A 17,687-nucleotide genomic window follows, 5' to 3' on the forward strand; every position below is an offset into this window, starting at 1 on the left:
CTTCATTCAACAAAGTGCCCACACAGTTTGTCTTCTCTCTTCTTAATGAATTTGCCCTCAAGGCGTGCTGCGTATTCTACTCATTTCACTTCCCTTGTCAAACCCTTTCTGCAGTTTTTTTAAAAAATTAAAAACGCAGTGCTTATTGCAAATGTAACTTTGCCATTCTACGTTTTCCTACTTGTACTATATAAGTGTTTCCTGCAGGTAATATTAAGGTTGGGTCTTCAACTTTCTCGCTATCTACTTTGACAGCACCCTGCTTAACCATACGAATAGATTCAGAAGTACTTTGGGTTAAGTTCATTTGCTTTAATAATTGAGCTAGTGGAAGAGGTTCTTTACTTGTTATTGATATTTCTTCCAAATCTTCAGGAATAATACCTTTCTGAAAACGCTCAATAAACTTCTTATGAGCTTGTTCTGCTTCTGCTTGAGTGTGGAAACGAGAAACAATCTCTTTAGCAAAATCAATTTTAATGTCTCTGGGATTTGCTCCTTGGACTACAGAATTCTTTAAATTGTGTAGTTCATTTCCTGTTTTAAAACTTAATAAATTAATATAGCGCCACATCAACTCATCAGAAATAGACATTATTTTACCAAACATTTCTGCAGCAGGTTCATTAATGCCTATATAATTGTTCAAAGACTTAGACATCTTCTTAACACCGTCCAATCCTTCAATTAACGGAGTCATCATAATTACTTGTGGTTCTAAACCATAATGCTTTTGTAACTCTCGTCCCATTAATAAGTTGAATTTCTGATCTGTTCCGCCAAATTCTACATCCGCCTTCAATTCTACTGAATCATAACCTTGTAATAAAGGATATAAGAATTCATGAATGGCAATCGGTTGGCCTGAAGCATAGCGATTGTTAAAATCATCACGTTCTAACATACGTGCAACAGTATGTGTTGCCGCTAGCCGAATTAGATCCACTGCACTAAACTTGCCAAGCCATTGTGAATTAAAAACAATACGTGTTTTTTGCGGATCCAATATTTTAAAAACTTGTTCTTGATAGGTTCTCGCATTTTCCAACACAGTCTCTTTACTTAAAGGCAAACGGGTTACATTTTTTCCCGTGGGATCACCAATTATTGCCGTAAAATCACCGATTAAAAAAATAACTTCATGACCAAACTGTTGAAATTGTCTTAATTTATTAAGTAATACAGTATGTCCTAAATGCAAATCAGGGGCTGTAGGATCAAAACCTGCCTTTATTTTTAAAGGAATATTTTTTTGGAGTTTTTTCTCTAATTCCTGTTGAGGAAGTACCTCTTCACAACCTCGCATTAATTCGGAGCAAACTGAATCTTCAACTATCATGACATCAAAACCTTTATAAATGATTGACCTATCTTCTTACACCGAGTATCTTAGCCCGGTTGGCAATTTCCTGCTATACCCAACAGGTGATTTAAAATAATTTGTCACCCAAAATTAAATAAATGCAAATAATGCATTCTTGAGGATGACAACATATAGGCAAACAATGGATAAAAAACCTTATAATCGAACACGACAATCTGGTAATCCATCAAAATTATTAATGGGCTTTGCATTAATTATTGCCCTTTCGCTTCCTTACGTGCTCGTGAAGAACTTTTCACATCATGATCATAATCGCTTAACTCGTCAATCTATTTCATTACCCAAGCAAGAAAAAGAAACAATGACGCAGCAAACACCGTCTATAGACACTCAAGAGATAGCGAAAGTAGTAGAGCAAAAAATTAAAGAAGAAAAAGTAATCACTGCAGAGAAAACCTTACCAGAGAATAAACTGATTACAACAGTTTCAACCGACAAAACAGAGCAGTCAATTGAAAAAATTATAATAAGTAAAGCCATTAAAACTGTAAAAAAACCCAAAGATAATGAATGGCAAACTATTAAATCACGATCGGGTGATTCGATGGCCTCTATATTTCATCGTCTTGGATTATCAGCGCAAAATTTACATTTAATTACTTATAAGAATCCCCATGCAAAAATTCTTACTTCAATAAAGCCAAATCAGGAATTTCAATTTTTGATCAATAAAAAGAAATTGGAGAAACTCATCATTCCTATGAATGATATTCAAACCCTAACAGTTTATAGAGATGGAGCTGTTTATAAAACCCAAATAGACTCTAAGAAAGTAACTAATCAAGAGCGTTATGTCACAGCTGTTGTTGATGGATCGCTTTATCTTACGGCGCAACGCTCAGGTATTCCCAGTAAATTAATTCATCAGATGACTACGATTTTAAGTAAGCAAGTTGATTTTGCCCATGGCGTTCACTCTGGAGATCGTTTTTCTCTTATTTACGAAGCTCAATATGTAAAAGACAAAATGGTAGGAATTGGTGATCTCGTTGCTGTAAGTTATACTAGCCGTAATAAAACAGCGCAAGCAGTGCGTCATATTAGTACCAATGGAACTCGTGATTATTATACCCCGAAAGGAGAAAGCTTTAAAAAAGCATTTTCACGTTATCCTATTAAATTTAGCCATATCAGTTCGACTTTTACTGCATCGAGGTATCATCCCATATTACATTATCGAAGGGCCCATAAAGGAATTGATTTAGCAGCACCAATTGGTACTCCTATTCAGGCAACAGGTGATGGAATTATTAAAACCATCGGACGTCACAATGGATACGGTAACATGATTGAAATTAAGCATGATAAAATCTACAGTACCGTCTATGGTCACATGCTCAGATTTCAGAAAGGTTTATCCAAAGGTAGTCGGGTACGACGAGGACAAGTAATTGGTTATGTAGGCCAAACAGGTCTTGCTACAGGTCCTCATTGTCATTATGAACTTCATGTTCGCGATGAACCTAAAAACCCCACCACAACTTACTTACCAACCGCTTCTCCTGTGCCTGCACGTGAAATGGCTTCATTTAAAACAAAAACATATGCTTTATTCTCTCGTTTGAAATTAGTCGAAGAAGCAAGTTATGCCAGTAAGAGCAAGAAAAAAAATAATAAGGTTGGCTAGACTCCTACCCTAGTTAACTGATCATGCAAACAAATATCGGCAAATAATTACAGAAGCGATAATGCCGGCTAAATCTGCCAGTAACCCTGCCGGAATAGCGTGTCGTGTATGGCGAATGCCAACTGAACCAAAATATACAGCGATCACATAAAATGTGGTTTCTGTGCTTCCCATCATGGTGGCTGCAGTTTTGGCAATCAATGAGTTGCCACCGTATTGATGAATCAGCTCAGCCATAATTCCTGTTGAAGCACCTCCAGAAAAAGGTCTAATTAGTGCTAAAGGTAATACTTCGGGAGGCATGCCAATCTTTGTCATTATAGGTGCAAGAAGCTGTTCCATTAAGGTAAAAAAACCTGAAGCGCGTAACATGCCTATAGCAACCATCATCGCGATTAAAAAAGGTACGATACTTAACACTGTATCAAAACCTTGTTTGGCTCCAATAATAAACGCATCAAATACATTGATTTTTTTTACTACTGCTGCATAAAGGGGGATACCGACAACAAAAAGTAAAAGTATTCCATTAGATAATTGATTCGCTAACATGCTCATAAGCTGTCTCCCTGTTTAACTCGAAACAGTGGCAATTTAGCAAATTGTTTTACCGCAATAATTGCAACAAAGGTCGATAGAATTGTTGCAATTAAAGAGCTAAATACAACGCTGCTCGGATTGGTGCTGCCATTTGCTGCAAGATAGGCAATTGCTGTGGCGGGAATTAACTGCACGCTGGACGTATTGATCGCCAAAAAAGTACACATTGAATTAGTAGCAATTTTGGCATGCTGATTCAGTGTCTGCAGCTCCTTCATTGCTTGCAAACCAAATGGTGTTGCTGCATTTGCAAGTCCTAACATATTTGCCGCAATATTCATTGCAATCGCGCCCATTGCAGGATGTTCTGGGGGAATTTCAGGAAATAAACGCCTTAAAACAGGACGTAGCACCTTGCCCAATACATGCATTAAACCTGATTCAGTGGCTATAGACATAATGCCAAGCCATAAACACATAATACCGACTAAAGCCAAAGCAATTTCAAAACCAAGTTTTGCTGAGCCAGTCACTGCAAGTACAACCTCATCGATACGTCCTTCAATAATACCTACAATAACTGAGGTCAATATCATTCCAAGCCATATTATATTCAACATACTTGCTCCTGCTCATATAAGAGGTTACCATAGCGTTTATGTTTAGTGCAGACTGTAGGACATTCTTCATGAAATATTTGATAACTTCCTTAAAAAATTTAGCTTTTGCATCCAGTGTTATCGCTGGCGTTTCCAGCTGTACCTCTGATTCTGACACTTCAAAAAAACAAACCAATGTATCGATAGAGAAACTATATCATAAGCTGAACAGCATGCCGAATAGTTCCATGCCACAACGAATCAATTGGATTAGTAAACAATTTCTTGGTGTGCCTTACCAACTGGGCCCTTTGGGAGAAGGAGCTAAAGCGCGATACGATCAATTTCCCCAATATCGAGTAGATGGATTTGATTGCGATACCTATGTCAATACAGTAATTTCTTTAGCTTTAGCAAACTCCTTACCATCTTTTCAACAATGCATCGATCAGATGCGTTATCGGAATGGTAAAGTATCTTACATCCAACGACTGCATTTTACGGGTTTAGATTGGAATCAAACACATCAACAAGCTAAGATATTTAAAGACATCACTCTGTCGATTAAAGACAAACAACAGCGTCCAGTAGCTCAATTCGCTACCGCACAAATTGACAAACCTAACTGGTATGCTCATAAAACAATAAAAACAATTAGATTACAGAATGCAGATATGGAAACACAGAAAGCACGACTGGTTGAATTGAAAGAAAAAGGAGCAAAATTAGAAATTGCCACCGAAAAAGTTCCTTATTTACCCTTTAGCGCATTATTCCCAGAAAAAAATCAACCGGATATGTATTTATTTGCTCAAATTCCACAGGGAGCCATCATTGAAATAGTAAGACCCAACTGGGATCTACGAGAAAAAATTGGCACAGCATTAACTATTTCTCATTTAGGCTTTGCCGTGCGTGATCACGGTCAATTGTATTATAGAGAAGCATCATCAGAATATGGCAAAATAGTGGATATTCCTTTAGTAGAATACCTACAAAAAGCTCTGAACAGCCCAACCATAAAAGGCATTAATGTACAAGTGATAGTACCCGTTGAGCCATTGACTAATGATTGCAAAATGCCCGTTTAAATACTGAAGTAATTTAGGTAGAATAGGCATAAATTTAACTTAAGTTAAAACCAAGCTGTTAACTTAAGCAATTTCATTATTCTAGAAAAAGCCATTGAACCGTAATGAGAAATTAATGTTCACTGCAATTAAGATAAAGAATAGCGTCGTTTCCCGGCAAATTGACACGTAAGCTTAATTCTTAACTTAAAATTCAATTGCTTTTTCTAAAAGGATTACATAGGAGTGAACAATGCATTTCGGATTAACCGCAAAGCCTTCTTTGTTGATTAGTGAATGTCTTGTACTTGGTATTTTTTCTGATGACGAGTTATCCGAATTTGCTCAATCTTTAGATAAAGAACACCATGGCTTGATTACCAAACTATCGCAAAAAGCTACCGACGCAGGCGATGCGGTTTGGCAAACGGATCTTGAGGGACACAGTTTTTTACTTATTCAATGCGGTAAAAAAGAAAAATTTACTCCCAATCTATTGAAAAAAAGGCTCGCTGAAATCACCGATGCTTTAATAAAGCAACGTATCAAATCAGCAACTTTGTGCCTTCCGCAATTGACTCAATATTCTGCAGACTGGCAGCTAGAGCAAATGCTTGTTCACATCGACAATCAATGCTATCAATTGCTCGATTTTAAAAAGAAAAATGCTATACCTCATGCATTGCAATCTATTAGTTTTTATCTGCCTAATGCCACGAAACACGCATTAGAAACAGGACAAGCAATTGCGCAAGGTGTGGAATTCACACGTAATCTTGCTAATATGCCTGCCAATATTTGTACGCCCACTTACCTAGGCGAGCAAGCAATACAATTAGCAAAAAAATTTGCTTCAACAATAAAGTGCACCGTGATGGGTCCGGATGAATTACGTCAACATGGCATGGGTGCTTTATTAGCTGTAGCTCAAGGCTCAGAACAACCACCAAGACTTATTGACATACACTACAAAGGAGCTGGAGATGCTGCACCTATTGTCTTGGTAGGTAAAGGCATTACCTTTGATTCTGGTGGCATGTCCATTAAACCTGCAAATGCTATGGATGAAATGAAATATGATATGTGTGGTGCCGCGAGTGTTTTAGGAACAATTAAAGCCTGCGCTCTTCTTAAGCTTCCAATTAATGTTGTTGGACTGATTGCTAGCACAGAAAATATGATTAGCGGGAAAGCCATAAAACCTGGTGATATAGTTACTAGTATGTCAGGACAAACTGTAGAAATTCTGAATACTGATGCTGAAGGTCGTTTAGTACTGGCCGATGCCTTAACTTACGCTGAACGTTTTAACCCCCAATTTGTAATTGATATTGCTACATTAACTGGGGCAATTATTGTTGCTTTAGGAAGTGTTGCCACTGGTTTTATGACTAATGATGAGCATTTAGCGCAACTCATTGGAGAAGCCGCTAAAGAAAGCAATGATCGCGTCTGGCGTATGCCCTTAGATGAGGACTATCAAGATGCCATAGAGAGTCCTTTAGCAGATATGATTAATGCGAACTTTGATCGCACGGCCAGTAGTATTACTGCAGCATGTTTCTTATCACGATTCACTGAAAAATACCGCTGGGCTCATTTAGATATCGCTGGTACAGCATGGGTTTGTGGAAAAAAACGTAATGCTACTGGTAGACCTGTTCCTTTATTAACTCAATTAATTCGCCATGCCACCAATTCGCGTTGATTTTTACTTACTAGAAAGTGACCAGAACCAAGCTCGCTGGTTAATTACTTGTCGTCTTTTAGAAAAGGCCTATATCAGAGGACATAGAGTGTATGTTTTTTGTAATAACCAAGAGCATGCTGAATTAATCGATGAGTTATTATGGACCTTTAAGGACGACAGCTTTATTCCCCATAACTTGCAAGGTGAAGGTCCTGAACCGCCGCCACCAATACAAATCGGTTGTGCTAATAATCCTAGAGGATTTAATGATATTTTATTAAATCTCACTCCTCAAATTCCTCCTTTTTATGCTCAATTTAAACGGGTAATTGAGTTGGTCATCAATACTGAATCAGAGAAAGAGCTGGGTCGTGCAAAATACAGGGAATACCGAGCTAAAAGCTGCGAGCTACTAACGCATCAAATTAAATAATATTGCCGTAAACGCAACATGTTAAACATTCCACAACACATCACAGTTTTCTTTAATCGAGGCTTTTAATAAATTAATCAAAGGAATTGCACGTTTTGCCAAACTAATTTTTTCTTCTTCATCGTCTTCTTGTTCTTGCACGCTGGTGATTTTCTCTTGTGCGAGACCTTGCTGCAAATGACTTAATGCCTCTGAAAGATCATGTGATTTGATAGCTCCAGGGATAGTGCCGCTATGTCCCATTAATACCAGTAATTGCTTAGCCACATCACCCAAATAAGCAATGTTTTCATAAGCATCTGAATGAAAAGTTACTAACATGAAAACTCCTTGTTCTTTATCCATAAACTCGTAACAAATATTCCGCTACCGCACGCAATCCCATAACTTCTCCACCTTCTGGTTTACCGGGTTTGTTTTTTTCATTCCAGGCCATAATATCAAAATGCAACCATGGAGTCGCTTCTGTTATGAAGCGCTGAAGAAAAAGACTCGCAATAATAGCGCCAGCATAAGGGTGATCGCATGCATTTGACATATCCGCCATATTTGATTTGAGATACTCTTCATAAGGAGAAAATAAAGGCAGGCGCCACAATGGATCCATCACTTTAAGCGATGCATCGAGTACATCAGCCGCTAATTGCTCATTATTAGTAAATAAAGCGGATATTTCGGTACCTACTGAAACTCGAGCAGCTCCAGTTAGGGTAGCAAAATCAATTAATAAATCAGGTTGATCTTCACAGGCTTTCACCAAAGCATCAGCCAAAATCAAACGTCCTTCAGCATCTGTATTATGTACTTCTACGGTTAAACCATTGCGCATGGTTAGTACATCTCCAGGTCTAAATGCATTAGGACCAATTGCATTTTCGACTGCAGGGATCAGCATTTGCAAACGCACAGGTAGACTCCGAGTCATGATCCACTGAGCTAGACCAATTACATGAGCAGCACCACCCATATCTTTTTTCATTAAACGCATTCCGTAAGCAGATTTAATGTCTAAACCGCCCGTGTCAAAACAAACACCTTTTCCAACCAAGGTAACTTTTGGGTGAACCTCACTACCCCAGGTTAAAGACAATAAACGAGGCTCTGATATCGCAGCACGCCCCACAGCATGTATGGCAGGGAAATTCTCATGAAGCAATTCATCACCTACCCATTGTTTAAATTTTGCCCCATGAGTTTTAGCCAATTGCTCAACTACCTTAGCCATTTCTTTAGGACCTAAATCATAAGTTGGCTTATTCACTAAATCACGCACTAAAAAATGAGCATCTGCCAAAGCCAACAGATTGTGTAATTCATCTGGTTTGATGAGTAAGACTCGAGGCTGAACCTCATTTTTTTTATATTGATCATAACGATATTGTGCTAATGCCCAAAAAAGTGCTGCTTCCTGACTTATAAGTCCTTGTACCTCATAGCAATTAGCTGGCAATTGCAATGCAGCATTTGCTAAAGCCAATGCCTGATTCCCATTACCCGTACCTATATAAGCCTTATCGATTAAACCATCTGCATTATTAACTAAATAATAATCACCTATCTTTGCTTTAAATTGTTTCAAAGCAAACCCATTACGTTCTGCTAACGTTAATGAATCGATACCATTCGCCCATTGGGTTTGAGAAATTAAATAAAGAGGGATCGCTTGATCACCGCGAGAATTATAAAATAATTGGGCATGCATTTTTCTTTATTCCTTCATCTGACCACGAAAGTGAATAGGTCTAAGTCCAGTCAAACCTAACACCAATAAATAAATTACTACTGCAGCAAATACATGCGCGGACAATAAACCCAAACGCATTATTGGCGAAAAACTTAACCAATATTCAACTGTACCATTCATTAGAGTCAAGTATACGCTAATCGCAATATTAGCACCCATTAATTGTACACTGTATTTCAACCAACCTGGAGACGGCTGAAATACACCTCGTCTAATCAGTAAAAATAGTAACAAGCCACAATTGACATAACCGGCCAATGTCGAAGCTAAAGTAAGTCCTGCATGAGCAAAATGCCAAACAAATAGAGAGCACAAAATAGTATTTACTACCATAGATATTGCTCCTATTTTAACAGGTGTACTAATATCTTGCTGAGCATAAAAGCCAGACGCTAATACTTTAACCATCATAAATGCTGGAACACCTACTGCTAATGTAATTAAACTTTTCTGCGTTTGAAGCACATCCGCTAATGTAAACTTGCCATAAGCAAAACAACTGACGATTAAGGGCATAGAAAATAAACACAAACCTAAACCAGCAGGAATGCCTATTAACAAAATAGAACGTAATCCCCAATCTAATGCTCGTGAATACTGAATAATGCTTTGCTCTGCATGACGCCTGGAAAGATGCGGTAGAATCACCGTTGCTATGGCTACACCAAAAACACCTAAAGGAAAATCGGTTAAACGATCCGTGTAGTATAGCCACGATACACTACCTACTTTTAGGAATGAAGCAAAAATACTATCAACCATCAAATTAAGTTGCGCAATCGAGACACCGAATAAAGCAGGAACCATCAATTTAAGCACACGATTGACCCCAAGATCATTTCTAACCACTTGGGGTCTTACCAGCAAAGTACGCCGATATAAAAAAGGAAGTTGAAATAGCAATTGTACAATACCAGCAATCAATACTCCCCATGCCAACCCCACAACAGGTTGAGGCAGATGGGGACATAGATAAAAAGCAGCTAAGATCATACAGATATTTAGCAATACCGGCGTGAATGCAGGCACTGCGAAATAGCCATAAGTATTTAATACAGCCCCAGACATGGCCGTTAAAGAAACGAGCATTAAAAAAGGAAAAGTGATGCGCAACATCTCTGTAGCCAATAATGAACGACTGCTATCATGGTTAAAACCTGGAGCAAATAGAAAGATAATGACCGGAGATGCAACCATTCCCAGGACTGTTACAACAGTAAGAATAGATCCTAGATAACCTGCTATACGAGCAATAAATATGCGTACATCCGCAGCAGAACGTGTTTTTTGATATTCAGCAAGCACCGGAACAAAAGCTTGGGCAAAAGCCCCTTCAGCAAAAAGACGGCGCATAAAATTAGGGATACGAAAAGCAACGAAAAATGCATCCATTCCTGCCTGAGCCCCAAAAAAATTAGCAAGAACCATATCACGCACAAAACCCATTAATCGAGAAATAAAAGTCATTAATGAAACTAAAGTTGTTGAACGCAACAAACTTTGTCGTTTGGGTATCATCACATCGGTTTTAGTTACTAACATAATTCTATTAATTTACAAAAGATGTCTTATGATATACCTAAATAGGTATAGTTACATAGAGTCTGTCAATATTTCAGTTGATTAGTAATGATGATCAAATAAGTAAATCCTTTTGCTCTATCTCATATTGGCCGCTACTGGAGAAAAAAGTCTATTGACAAATTCGCGCTCCTTGTGCAAAATCACAGCTTTATGTAGTGTCTGAAATGACTGGAGATCTTTAAGTGGCAAATATTAAATCAGCGATCAAACGTGCTCGCCAAAACGTAAAACTGCGTCAACATAATGCCAGCGCACGTTCTATGTTCCGTACTTACGTTAAAAATGTACTAAAAGCTGTTGAATCAGGTAATAAAGAAGCAGCTACCAATGCTTATGCTAAAGCACAACCTGTTATTGACAAAGCTGCCGGAAAAGGCTTAATTCACAAGAATAAAGCTGCTCGCGTTAAAAGTCGTTTGAATGCTCGTGTTAAGGCAATGACTGCTTAATCAGAAACAAATGCTTATTTCATTTAAAAATAGCGATATTTGATAAACAGCACACAGCAAACTATCATGCTGAAGCATGTGAGCATTAATGTGTGCTTTTTTCTTCAGAGGCGGCCACAGATGGCTTTCTCATGTTTAAGATGAACACCCCTCTCTTCTTTTGTTCCAGTCTCTATCTCAATACGTTCTCGAAACTCTGACTCAAGACTTGGAGCTCGTACTTTGAGATAGGGCTAAAGTCGTTCCTTAGCCCAAAATGGATCGAAGTGATATATTCAGGTTTTATTCAAAACTCATGTTAATTTAATGCAATTTCTTTATCAGACAAAAACTCAGGTTCGCAATAAGTACGACCTATAATACTACACATTTTTTTCTGCGTAGCTTCTGTAAGATAAGTAACTAAGGCTTCTAAAGGATTATCTGATGGCAATAATGAATTATTAATTACCTCTGATTCTGGTTGCAGTATGGTATCAATCTCCCAACCGTCAACAAGGGCCATATATAGCGAATTAAAAAGATCCTTAGCCCTCATTATTTTTATTTGTAAATTTTTTTGCTCCAAATTTCTAGGCACGCTAAAGAATGAAAGCACTCTATCAACTAAACTGGATGTTATTGGTGTTTTTGTTTCAGGTTCTATAACAGAAAAATCCTGATAACAAGCAATAATACGATCAACTAATTCAGCCTGATAATTCTCATAGTGTTCAGGTATGATTGCATTACGAAATAACCACTCCAAACGTTGAAGTTTACCTACAATCGCTTTAGCTTCATCGCAATAGTTCTCATCCACTGCTAGACAAATCCCCGCATTACTATTCGGTAATAATTCGATTTTTTGCGGGGGTATAGACCATACTAATTTAACCCCAGGTGTTTCTCTTTTGCGAAAATATACTTTTTCTCCAGAAGACTTAGTATGCACATCGAGAGGTCCTTCGCTGTGCAATAGAATTTTCTCCATATCCCCACTCACAAACCGAGGAAATGTTGCTGCATAATAAGGTGCAAGCTGCTCAAAGCATAGTACAAGACCTAATATTTCAAGAGCCTCAGTCTTACAGGTGTGGGAGCCTTTTAGAGAAGGTCTCCATTTCACCCAAGATAATGTGAAATCAAATGCTCTAAGTCGAGGTTCACGTCCCTCTATTTTCGCCTTGTTTTTCTCTATCATATAAATTTCTCGCGAAAATTCTTCTCCTGGATAATATCTTACTTTTCTAGTTGCTTTATCGTTGAGATCAACATTGGCCAGCGCCTCCTTAACTGCCGTTTCCTGATCATTAATGCGTTTAGCACATTCTATTTGTATTTGATTAAATTGCTCTTTAGTTAATTCATAAGAAAAGCCATGTAGTCCATGACCACGCTCCATATAACGGACCTCTTCATGAACAAGCCAACCATGATTTCCAAACAAATCAATATCCAGGCCAATACTTCTTTTTAAGCGCGTCAACCAATGATTTTGATCCCCTGTACTTGGAACACCATAAAAACCCCAAGTATCAGCAACCTCTACTTGTTTTGTCTCTTCATTCAATTTGGATAAAATGAATGCACCATGCCAAGCAGGATTAGCTTCAACAGTTCTATCAAACGTACAAAATGTTACCAAATATGTCATTTACCTACTTCCTAACTATAAATATTCTCGAGTTTAGCTTGATTTACCTGTTCATAAATTTGTTTTGCCGGTACAAAATCAGGAAATTGAGTTACTAGCTGCTGTAAAATCATTCGCGATAAAACTTCATCACCTCGATTCCACACATTTAATGCATTAAGGTAAATTAAATTTGCGGTTTCACCTGCTACAATAGGTGCTTGATTCATCACAATCGGCTCAATAAAACTCACGCGATCTTGTGATGCTTCCATGCGTAATAATAATTTACGCGCTTGTAAACTTCCATTGTCACTGGCTTGTTGTAACAATTGTTTTCCCTTAGTAAGTGACTGCTCTCCTGCAGTCCCTTCCAAATAGTAGGTACCTAATTGATATTGAGCGTATGCATTTTGCCGCAGTGCTAATTTTTCATAGTAACTGGCTGCTATTTTAGGATTTTTTGCCACGCCTAAACCATAATGGTACATTCTTGCCAAAGCCAGCATTGCCTTTTCATTACCCTTATCAGCTGCTGCCTGGTAATATTTAAGCGCTTCATTAAAATCAAGTTTAGTAGTCACACCCGTTTCAGAAAGTAGCCCTAACTCATAAAGCGCATTTGCATTACCCATTTCTGATGCTTTCTTATACCAGGCTAAGGCTTGTTGCGCATCACGCGGCAGCCCCCCAAGACCCGTAAAATAAATACTAGCCAGTTGGTTCATTGCCTCAGAATTTTCTTTATTTGCTGCCTCAAGGAACAAACTCTTAGCCTTTTCAAAATCTACTGGAATACCTTTACCATACAAATACATTAAAGCCAGATTATAAATTCCTAAGCCATTACCTTGTGCGGCAGCCTGTTCATAAACCTTGAATGCTTGAGCATAATTATCATCAACTGTTTCATCAATAAATCCTAAAGCAACAAGCGCTTCAGGTAAAGTTGCTGCTGCTTTTTGGTACCATTGCTTCGCCAAAGTATAGTCAGGATCACCTTGCTCACCGACTTGGTAAAATTGACCCAATAAATATTCCGCTAATGAATTACCTTGCTCTGCTGAAGCTGTATACCAACGTTGCGCCCCTGCTATATCTGGTGCAGAGCCCAAGCCCTGCTCGCTCATATAAGCTAATTTTAATTGAGCATCTTGATCCCCTTTATCTGCTAAACCTTCGTATATCCTACGTGCTTGTTTCATTTTTTCTGGATCATCATTTGCTGCTAAATAATAATCTGCTAAAACAATACCTGCATGACTATTGCCTAATTCATAAGCATCAATTAGAGCAGGTAAAAATTCTTCTCCTGTTTGGTATTGCAGTACTGCTCTATTAAAATCTGCATAAGAAAACTTATCATTCATTGATTGTTGGAGTTGTGCCATAGCTCTATCTTTATTTTTCTCTAGGCCTTTACCTTCTGCAGCATAGGTACCTAAAATAAATTGGCTCACAGCGTTTTGCCCTGCCTGTTGATACCAATGAATCGCTTGTCCTGGATCAGCACTAACCCCAATACCACGATCATAAAGTAATCCCAATAGCAACGCAGCTTTTTCATCACCTGCTTCGGCCTGCTCTTTGGCAACCACAAAGGCTTGTGCTTGTTTTTGGGGATTGCTATCCATCGCATTATAAAACGCGAGGGGCAATAATGCATTAGAAATACCACGATCCGCAGCTCCTTGGTACAATTGACGAATCAGAGCAATTTTGAACTTTTTGGTATCTACATTCAAACCACTGTCATACTGCCGCACCAAATGGTTAGCCAAGTCATATTGTGCAGAACCATCCCCATTAGCTGCAGCCAGATACAACATGGAATTAGCTTGCTCAGGATCCGCCTTAATGTATTCGGTACCCTCAGGTCCTGTTATACCTTGTTCAAGAATTCTTGCCAGTACGTATTGTGATTTTTTATTCCCTTTAAATGCTGCATCAGTTAAATCATTTAAAGCCATCTGGTAATCCTCTTTTCCTTTAGCATGCAATAAATATAAAATTCCCAAATTGTACTCAGCACCCAAATGCTGTTGCTGTACCGCATTTTGATAAAAAATAATTGCCGCATCATTATTTTGAGCCACACCTATCCCATATTGAAACATTTGCCCTATTTCAAATTGTGCTTGTGCGTCGCCTAAGATCGCGCGGTTATATAATTGATAAAAAACCGTCTTGATATTTAATTGCTGTTTCCACTCATCAGTCCACAGATCCATAAGACTTGCCTCTTGCGACTCAAGCTCTGGATAACGAGCATCAATATAAGGAACTGGCAAATCAAGGTGGGCAATTATAGGGCTATTTGCTCTTTCCACGATTACTGCCTGAGGATTTAATGGATACATAGGGTAAGTCCATTGATTTGATTGGTAGTCTCCATTTTTACTCAAAAGAGCATTATAATAACTGGTAATAGGGACTTCATTGGGTTGCACCAATTCAAACTGTGGTTTAAAAATAAGCCGACGTGACATAGTTTTCAATTTAGGTGCTTGATTATAGGCATAATCACCTAATACTGCAGGATTATTCCACTCACCAAATATACCATTCATTTGGTAGGCCGTTTTCTCCAATTTGTTAGTAGTCCCATTACTTAACCATAATGCTGCTTCAGCAATAGCTTTACTTGAATTAGTCGACTTATCCTCTTGATTTGCCTGGTTAAGCCATTGTTGGGCTACTTTAAGATCAACATCAACCCCAATTCCTTTTTTATACAACTCTGATACTCGACGTTTCCCATCGGTGGATCCATTTTGCGCTGTCTTTAAAGTCCACATAAAGGCGATATGAGGATTATAAATAGGATTTTTTGCGTCTAAATAAATTTCAGCTACTTCTAGAGAGGCTTCATTATTTTCGTAATTTCCCACTTTATTAATCCATTGTAATGCCTCATCTTTTTGATTTTGCTCCAAAGCAATCTTACTGAGTTTTACCATAGCTGGAGCAAACCCTTGTGCTACAGCTTGGTTTAATAATTCCATGCCTTTAGCTGCATTGTGCTCAACCAGCTTGCCGGAAATATAAAGATCACCCAATTTGGTTAATGCTTGTGGATTACCATTATTGGCAGCTTTATTTAACCAAATAAGACCTAATTTATTATTAGATGAATTACGGCTATTGATAAAATCCTCTGCTAATGTAAATTGTGCAATAGAGTTACCATTTTTTGCCGCATCGATGTAATAGCGTGAAGCTGTATCTTTATTTTTCTTAACGCCTATGCCATACAAATAGGCTGCAGCCATGAACATTTGTGCGTTCACATCACCTGCTGAAGCGGCTTGTTTAAACCAGATAACAGCCTGCTGAGGATCCTTTTCATACACTAAGGCATATTTGGCTAGAAGTTGAATCGCTGGTAAATATCCTTTCTGTGCAGACTGAGTAAAATAACGCACAGCCAATTGAGTATTTTTTAATTGACCGTATCCATAAAGATAGATTCGCCCCAAATAATAATCAGCAACCGCATTTTTTCCGGTTTGAATCATTAAAGAATTGATGGCTTTATTATAATTTCCTAATCGGTATGCCCTGAAATCATCAGCCCAAACTTGTTGACTCGCTGTTGCTGCTAACAAACATACCCAAGGTACTAGCGATTTCATGAAAATTCTCCCTCTTTACATGGCAATTAAATCTAAACTCAATAGCAATTTAAACTGCTGAATCCAGATTTATACCCCAGGTATTATGCCGTAATGTACTACATCATTAACGGCCCCATTTCTAGTATTACCATCTGAAATCCAAAAATTACCCTTATTATTTAAACCAAATTTCACATGAACATATTCGCATACTTTTATTGTCTGAGCACAATCAATAATTTTGCCATAAGATTTTTTGCCATCTCCTAAGGTACAGATAAATTTAACCAATGGCTCACCGGTAGCTAAGGCAGCCCACTGATTTGGGCCGATAGTGTGATTTATTCGCGTGGAGTATTCACTGTCTTCATCACGCATTTGATACAAGCTAATGGTTTGTGGCAATTTATTATAAAAGAAATATAAGGATTGTAAGGCCCCTTCTTTGCCTGGAAATAGTGACAAGACTTTGAGCTGTTGCCGATAACCTACAGCGGTACATCCGATAGGAAATCGTGCTTCTTCTTTGGCTGCCTTTTGTTGGATTTCCTCAGGAGTCTTCTTAGTTTTGGCTGCGTCAAGCTGATTAGATAACGCTCCGAAACAAAGCATCAATGAAATTGAAGTGAATTTCTGTAGTGTGCTCATCTTATTGCCTCACTATCATTTATTGGACGTACAATTACAGTTGTACCCATGAAATTATTTCGTTCACTAGATAACTCAACAAAATCCTGGTTCAACCATCTAGCGTCTTCAGTAAACATACGCACACAACCATGGCTAGCTCTTATTCCAGGAATATCTAAAGAACCATGTAATGCAAAACCCTTATGGAAAAACATACAATAAGGCATTTTGGCGCCACCTTTGCCTATAGGGAATACATCTGAGGTACATTTTTCATTTTCTTTACTAAATACTCTGAAAATACCCGTCAATGTACGACAAGAACGGTTCGCATCAGGACATCGATCTCTCCCAGAAGAAATAGGACCCCACTTAACTAAATGTCCTTGAGCATCGTATGCGCCCCAGGCTAATTTGTCCTGATCAATAATAATTTCTTTTTGATGTTCCCCAGGTATTTTGAGTGAGAACGGAGCAACATCAAATATATTGACATATGCCAAATTTTTTGGCACTGCAATAACCTTACCCACCCATAAAGGGTTATAAGTGCGGTTAATTCGTTGAACGATGTCACGTTGCTCTGAATTTGGGAACAAATTCTCCCAATTTTGTCCCGAAGATACTTTAATGCAATCATATTGTGGATAATTACATAACCCCGTACCGTAAAACCCGGCATTTGTTACGGCACCCATAAGCATC

General features: G+C 38.2%; 15 protein-coding genes. 5 read left to right on the forward strand and 10 right to left on the reverse strand.

The window, feature by feature from the left end; genetic code table 11:
* Window positions 1-142 precede the first annotated feature (142 nt).
* A complete protein-coding gene (gene tyrS, locus WA877_RS01140; RefSeq protein WP_425169106.1) occupies window positions 143-1,339 on the reverse strand; it encodes a tyrosine--tRNA ligase in 1,197 nt (398 codons plus the stop codon).
* A 166-nt stretch (window positions 1,340-1,505) separates the two neighbouring features.
* Here tyrS and WA877_RS01145 point away from each other — a divergent pair, with 166 nt between their 5' ends.
* Window positions 1,506-3,011, forward strand: coding sequence for a peptidoglycan DD-metalloendopeptidase family protein (locus WA877_RS01145; protein WP_425169107.1), 1,506 nt, complete (start codon window positions 1,506-1,508; stop codon window positions 3,009-3,011).
* Window positions 3,012-3,032: 21 nt separating this feature from the next.
* Here WA877_RS01145 and WA877_RS01150 read toward each other — a convergent pair whose 3' ends face one another.
* Window positions 3,033-3,569, reverse strand: a complete 537-nt coding sequence (locus tag WA877_RS01150) for a spore maturation protein (protein ID WP_425169108.1) — start codon at window positions 3,567-3,569, stop codon at window positions 3,033-3,035.
* A complete protein-coding gene (locus WA877_RS01155) occupies window positions 3,566-4,171 on the reverse strand; it encodes a nucleoside recognition domain-containing protein (RefSeq protein ID WP_425169109.1) in 606 nt (201 codons plus the stop codon). Before WA877_RS01155 ends, WA877_RS01150 begins: the two co-directional genes overlap by 4 nt.
* 68 nt (window positions 4,172-4,239) lie before the next feature.
* Between WA877_RS01155 and WA877_RS01160 the strand changes: the two genes are divergently transcribed.
* From WA877_RS01160 to WA877_RS01170, 3 genes are all read left to right on the forward strand, one after another.
* Window positions 4,240-5,241 carry an N-acetylmuramoyl-L-alanine amidase-like domain-containing protein gene (locus WA877_RS01160; protein ID WP_425169110.1) on the forward strand — a complete coding sequence of 334 codons (1,002 nt, stop codon included), beginning with the start codon at window positions 4,240-4,242 and terminating at the stop codon, window positions 5,239-5,241.
* A 232-nt stretch (window positions 5,242-5,473) separates the two neighbouring features.
* Window positions 5,474-6,928: a leucyl aminopeptidase gene (locus WA877_RS01165; protein ID WP_425169111.1), complete on the forward strand. Its 1,455-nt coding sequence runs from the start codon at window positions 5,474-5,476 to the stop codon at window positions 6,926-6,928.
* A complete protein-coding gene (locus WA877_RS01170; protein WP_425169112.1) occupies window positions 6,909-7,343 on the forward strand; it encodes a DNA polymerase III subunit chi in 435 nt (144 codons plus the stop codon). The genes WA877_RS01165 and WA877_RS01170 overlap by 20 nt, the downstream gene beginning before the upstream one ends.
* Window positions 7,344-7,364: 21 nt before the next feature.
* Here WA877_RS01170 and WA877_RS01175 read toward each other — a convergent pair whose 3' ends face one another.
* The 3 genes from WA877_RS01175 to murJ are packed head-to-tail and all read right to left on the reverse strand — an operon-like array spanning window position 7,365 to window position 10,629.
* Window positions 7,365-7,664, reverse strand: a complete 300-nt coding sequence (locus WA877_RS01175; protein WP_425169113.1) for a DUF1840 domain-containing protein — start codon at window positions 7,662-7,664, stop codon at window positions 7,365-7,367.
* A gap of 16 nt (window positions 7,665-7,680) precedes the next feature.
* Complete coding sequence (locus WA877_RS01180; RefSeq protein ID WP_425169114.1) at window positions 7,681-9,045, reverse strand: leucyl aminopeptidase family protein; 1,365 nt, start codon at window positions 9,043-9,045, stop codon at window positions 7,681-7,683.
* 6 nt (window positions 9,046-9,051) lie between these two features.
* A complete protein-coding gene (gene murJ / locus WA877_RS01185; protein ID WP_425169115.1) occupies window positions 9,052-10,629 on the reverse strand; it encodes a murein biosynthesis integral membrane protein MurJ in 1,578 nt (525 codons plus the stop codon).
* A 224-nt stretch (window positions 10,630-10,853) separates the two neighbouring features.
* Here murJ and rpsT point away from each other — a divergent pair, with 224 nt between their 5' ends.
* Window positions 10,854-11,120, forward strand: coding sequence for a 30S ribosomal protein S20 (gene rpsT, locus WA877_RS01190; protein ID WP_425169116.1), 267 nt, complete (start codon window positions 10,854-10,856; stop codon window positions 11,118-11,120).
* A gap of 298 nt (window positions 11,121-11,418) precedes the next feature.
* Here rpsT and WA877_RS01195 read toward each other — a convergent pair whose 3' ends face one another.
* From WA877_RS01195 to WA877_RS01210, 4 genes are all read right to left on the reverse strand, one after another.
* Complete coding sequence (locus WA877_RS01195; RefSeq protein WP_425169117.1) at window positions 11,419-12,756, reverse strand: hypothetical protein; 1,338 nt, start codon at window positions 12,754-12,756, stop codon at window positions 11,419-11,421.
* Window positions 12,757-12,767: 11 nt separating this feature from the next.
* Window positions 12,768-16,370, reverse strand: a complete 3,603-nt coding sequence (locus tag WA877_RS01200) for a tetratricopeptide repeat protein (RefSeq protein WP_425169118.1) — start codon at window positions 16,368-16,370, stop codon at window positions 12,768-12,770.
* A gap of 69 nt (window positions 16,371-16,439) precedes the next feature.
* The gene (locus WA877_RS01205) at window positions 16,440-17,000 is read right to left on the reverse strand and encodes an endopeptidase IV (RefSeq protein WP_425169119.1); all 561 of its coding nucleotides are present in this window, start codon (window positions 16,998-17,000) and stop codon (window positions 16,440-16,442) included.
* Window positions 16,997-17,686, reverse strand: coding sequence for a L,D-transpeptidase (locus WA877_RS01210; RefSeq protein ID WP_425169120.1), 690 nt, complete (start codon window positions 17,684-17,686; stop codon window positions 16,997-16,999). Before WA877_RS01210 ends, WA877_RS01205 begins: the two co-directional genes overlap by 4 nt.
* Window position 17,687: the final 1 nt, after the last annotated feature.

It is taken from the genome of Legionella sp. (assembly GCF_049790535.1).
In the GTDB taxonomy this organism is placed as follows: domain Bacteria; phylum Pseudomonadota; class Gammaproteobacteria; order Legionellales; family Legionellaceae; genus Legionella.

Excerpts from the sequence above, each read along its gene's own strand:
- WA877_RS01175 (WP_425169113.1), bottom strand. The coding sequence starts at position 7,664 with ATGTTAGTAACTTTTCATTCAGATGCTTATGAAAACATTGCTTATTTG.
- WA877_RS01150 (WP_425169108.1), bottom strand. The coding sequence starts at position 3,569 with ATGAGCATGTTAGCGAATCAATTATCTAATGGAATACTTTTACTTTTT.
- WA877_RS01180 (WP_425169114.1), bottom strand. The coding sequence starts at position 9,045 with ATGCATGCCCAATTATTTTATAATTCTCGCGGTGATCAAGCGATCCCT.
- WA877_RS01200 (WP_425169118.1), bottom strand. The coding sequence starts at position 16,370 with ATGAAATCGCTAGTACCTTGGGTATGTTTGTTAGCAGCAACAGCGAGT.
- WA877_RS01155 (WP_425169109.1), bottom strand. The coding sequence starts at position 4,171 with ATGTTGAATATAATATGGCTTGGAATGATATTGACCTCAGTTATTGTA.
- WA877_RS01210 (WP_425169120.1), bottom strand. The coding sequence starts at position 17,686 with ATGCTTATGGGTGCCGTAACAAATGCCGGGTTTTACGGTACGGGGTTA.
- WA877_RS01145 (WP_425169107.1), top strand. The coding sequence starts at position 1,506 with ATGGATAAAAAACCTTATAATCGAACACGACAATCTGGTAATCCATCA.
- WA877_RS01205 (WP_425169119.1), bottom strand. The coding sequence starts at position 17,000 with ATGAGCACACTACAGAAATTCACTTCAATTTCATTGATGCTTTGTTTC.
- WA877_RS01195 (WP_425169117.1), bottom strand. The coding sequence starts at position 12,756 with ATGACATATTTGGTAACATTTTGTACGTTTGATAGAACTGTTGAAGCT.
- WA877_RS01165 (WP_425169111.1), top strand. The coding sequence starts at position 5,474 with ATGCATTTCGGATTAACCGCAAAGCCTTCTTTGTTGATTAGTGAATGT.
- WA877_RS01160 (WP_425169110.1), top strand. The coding sequence starts at position 4,240 with ATGAAATATTTGATAACTTCCTTAAAAAATTTAGCTTTTGCATCCAGT.
- murJ (WP_425169115.1), bottom strand. The coding sequence starts at position 10,629 with ATGTTAGTAACTAAAACCGATGTGATGATACCCAAACGACAAAGTTTG.
- WA877_RS01170 (WP_425169112.1), top strand. The coding sequence starts at position 6,909 with ATGCCACCAATTCGCGTTGATTTTTACTTACTAGAAAGTGACCAGAAC.
- tyrS (WP_425169106.1), bottom strand. The coding sequence starts at position 1,339 with ATGATAGTTGAAGATTCAGTTTGCTCCGAATTAATGCGAGGTTGTGAA.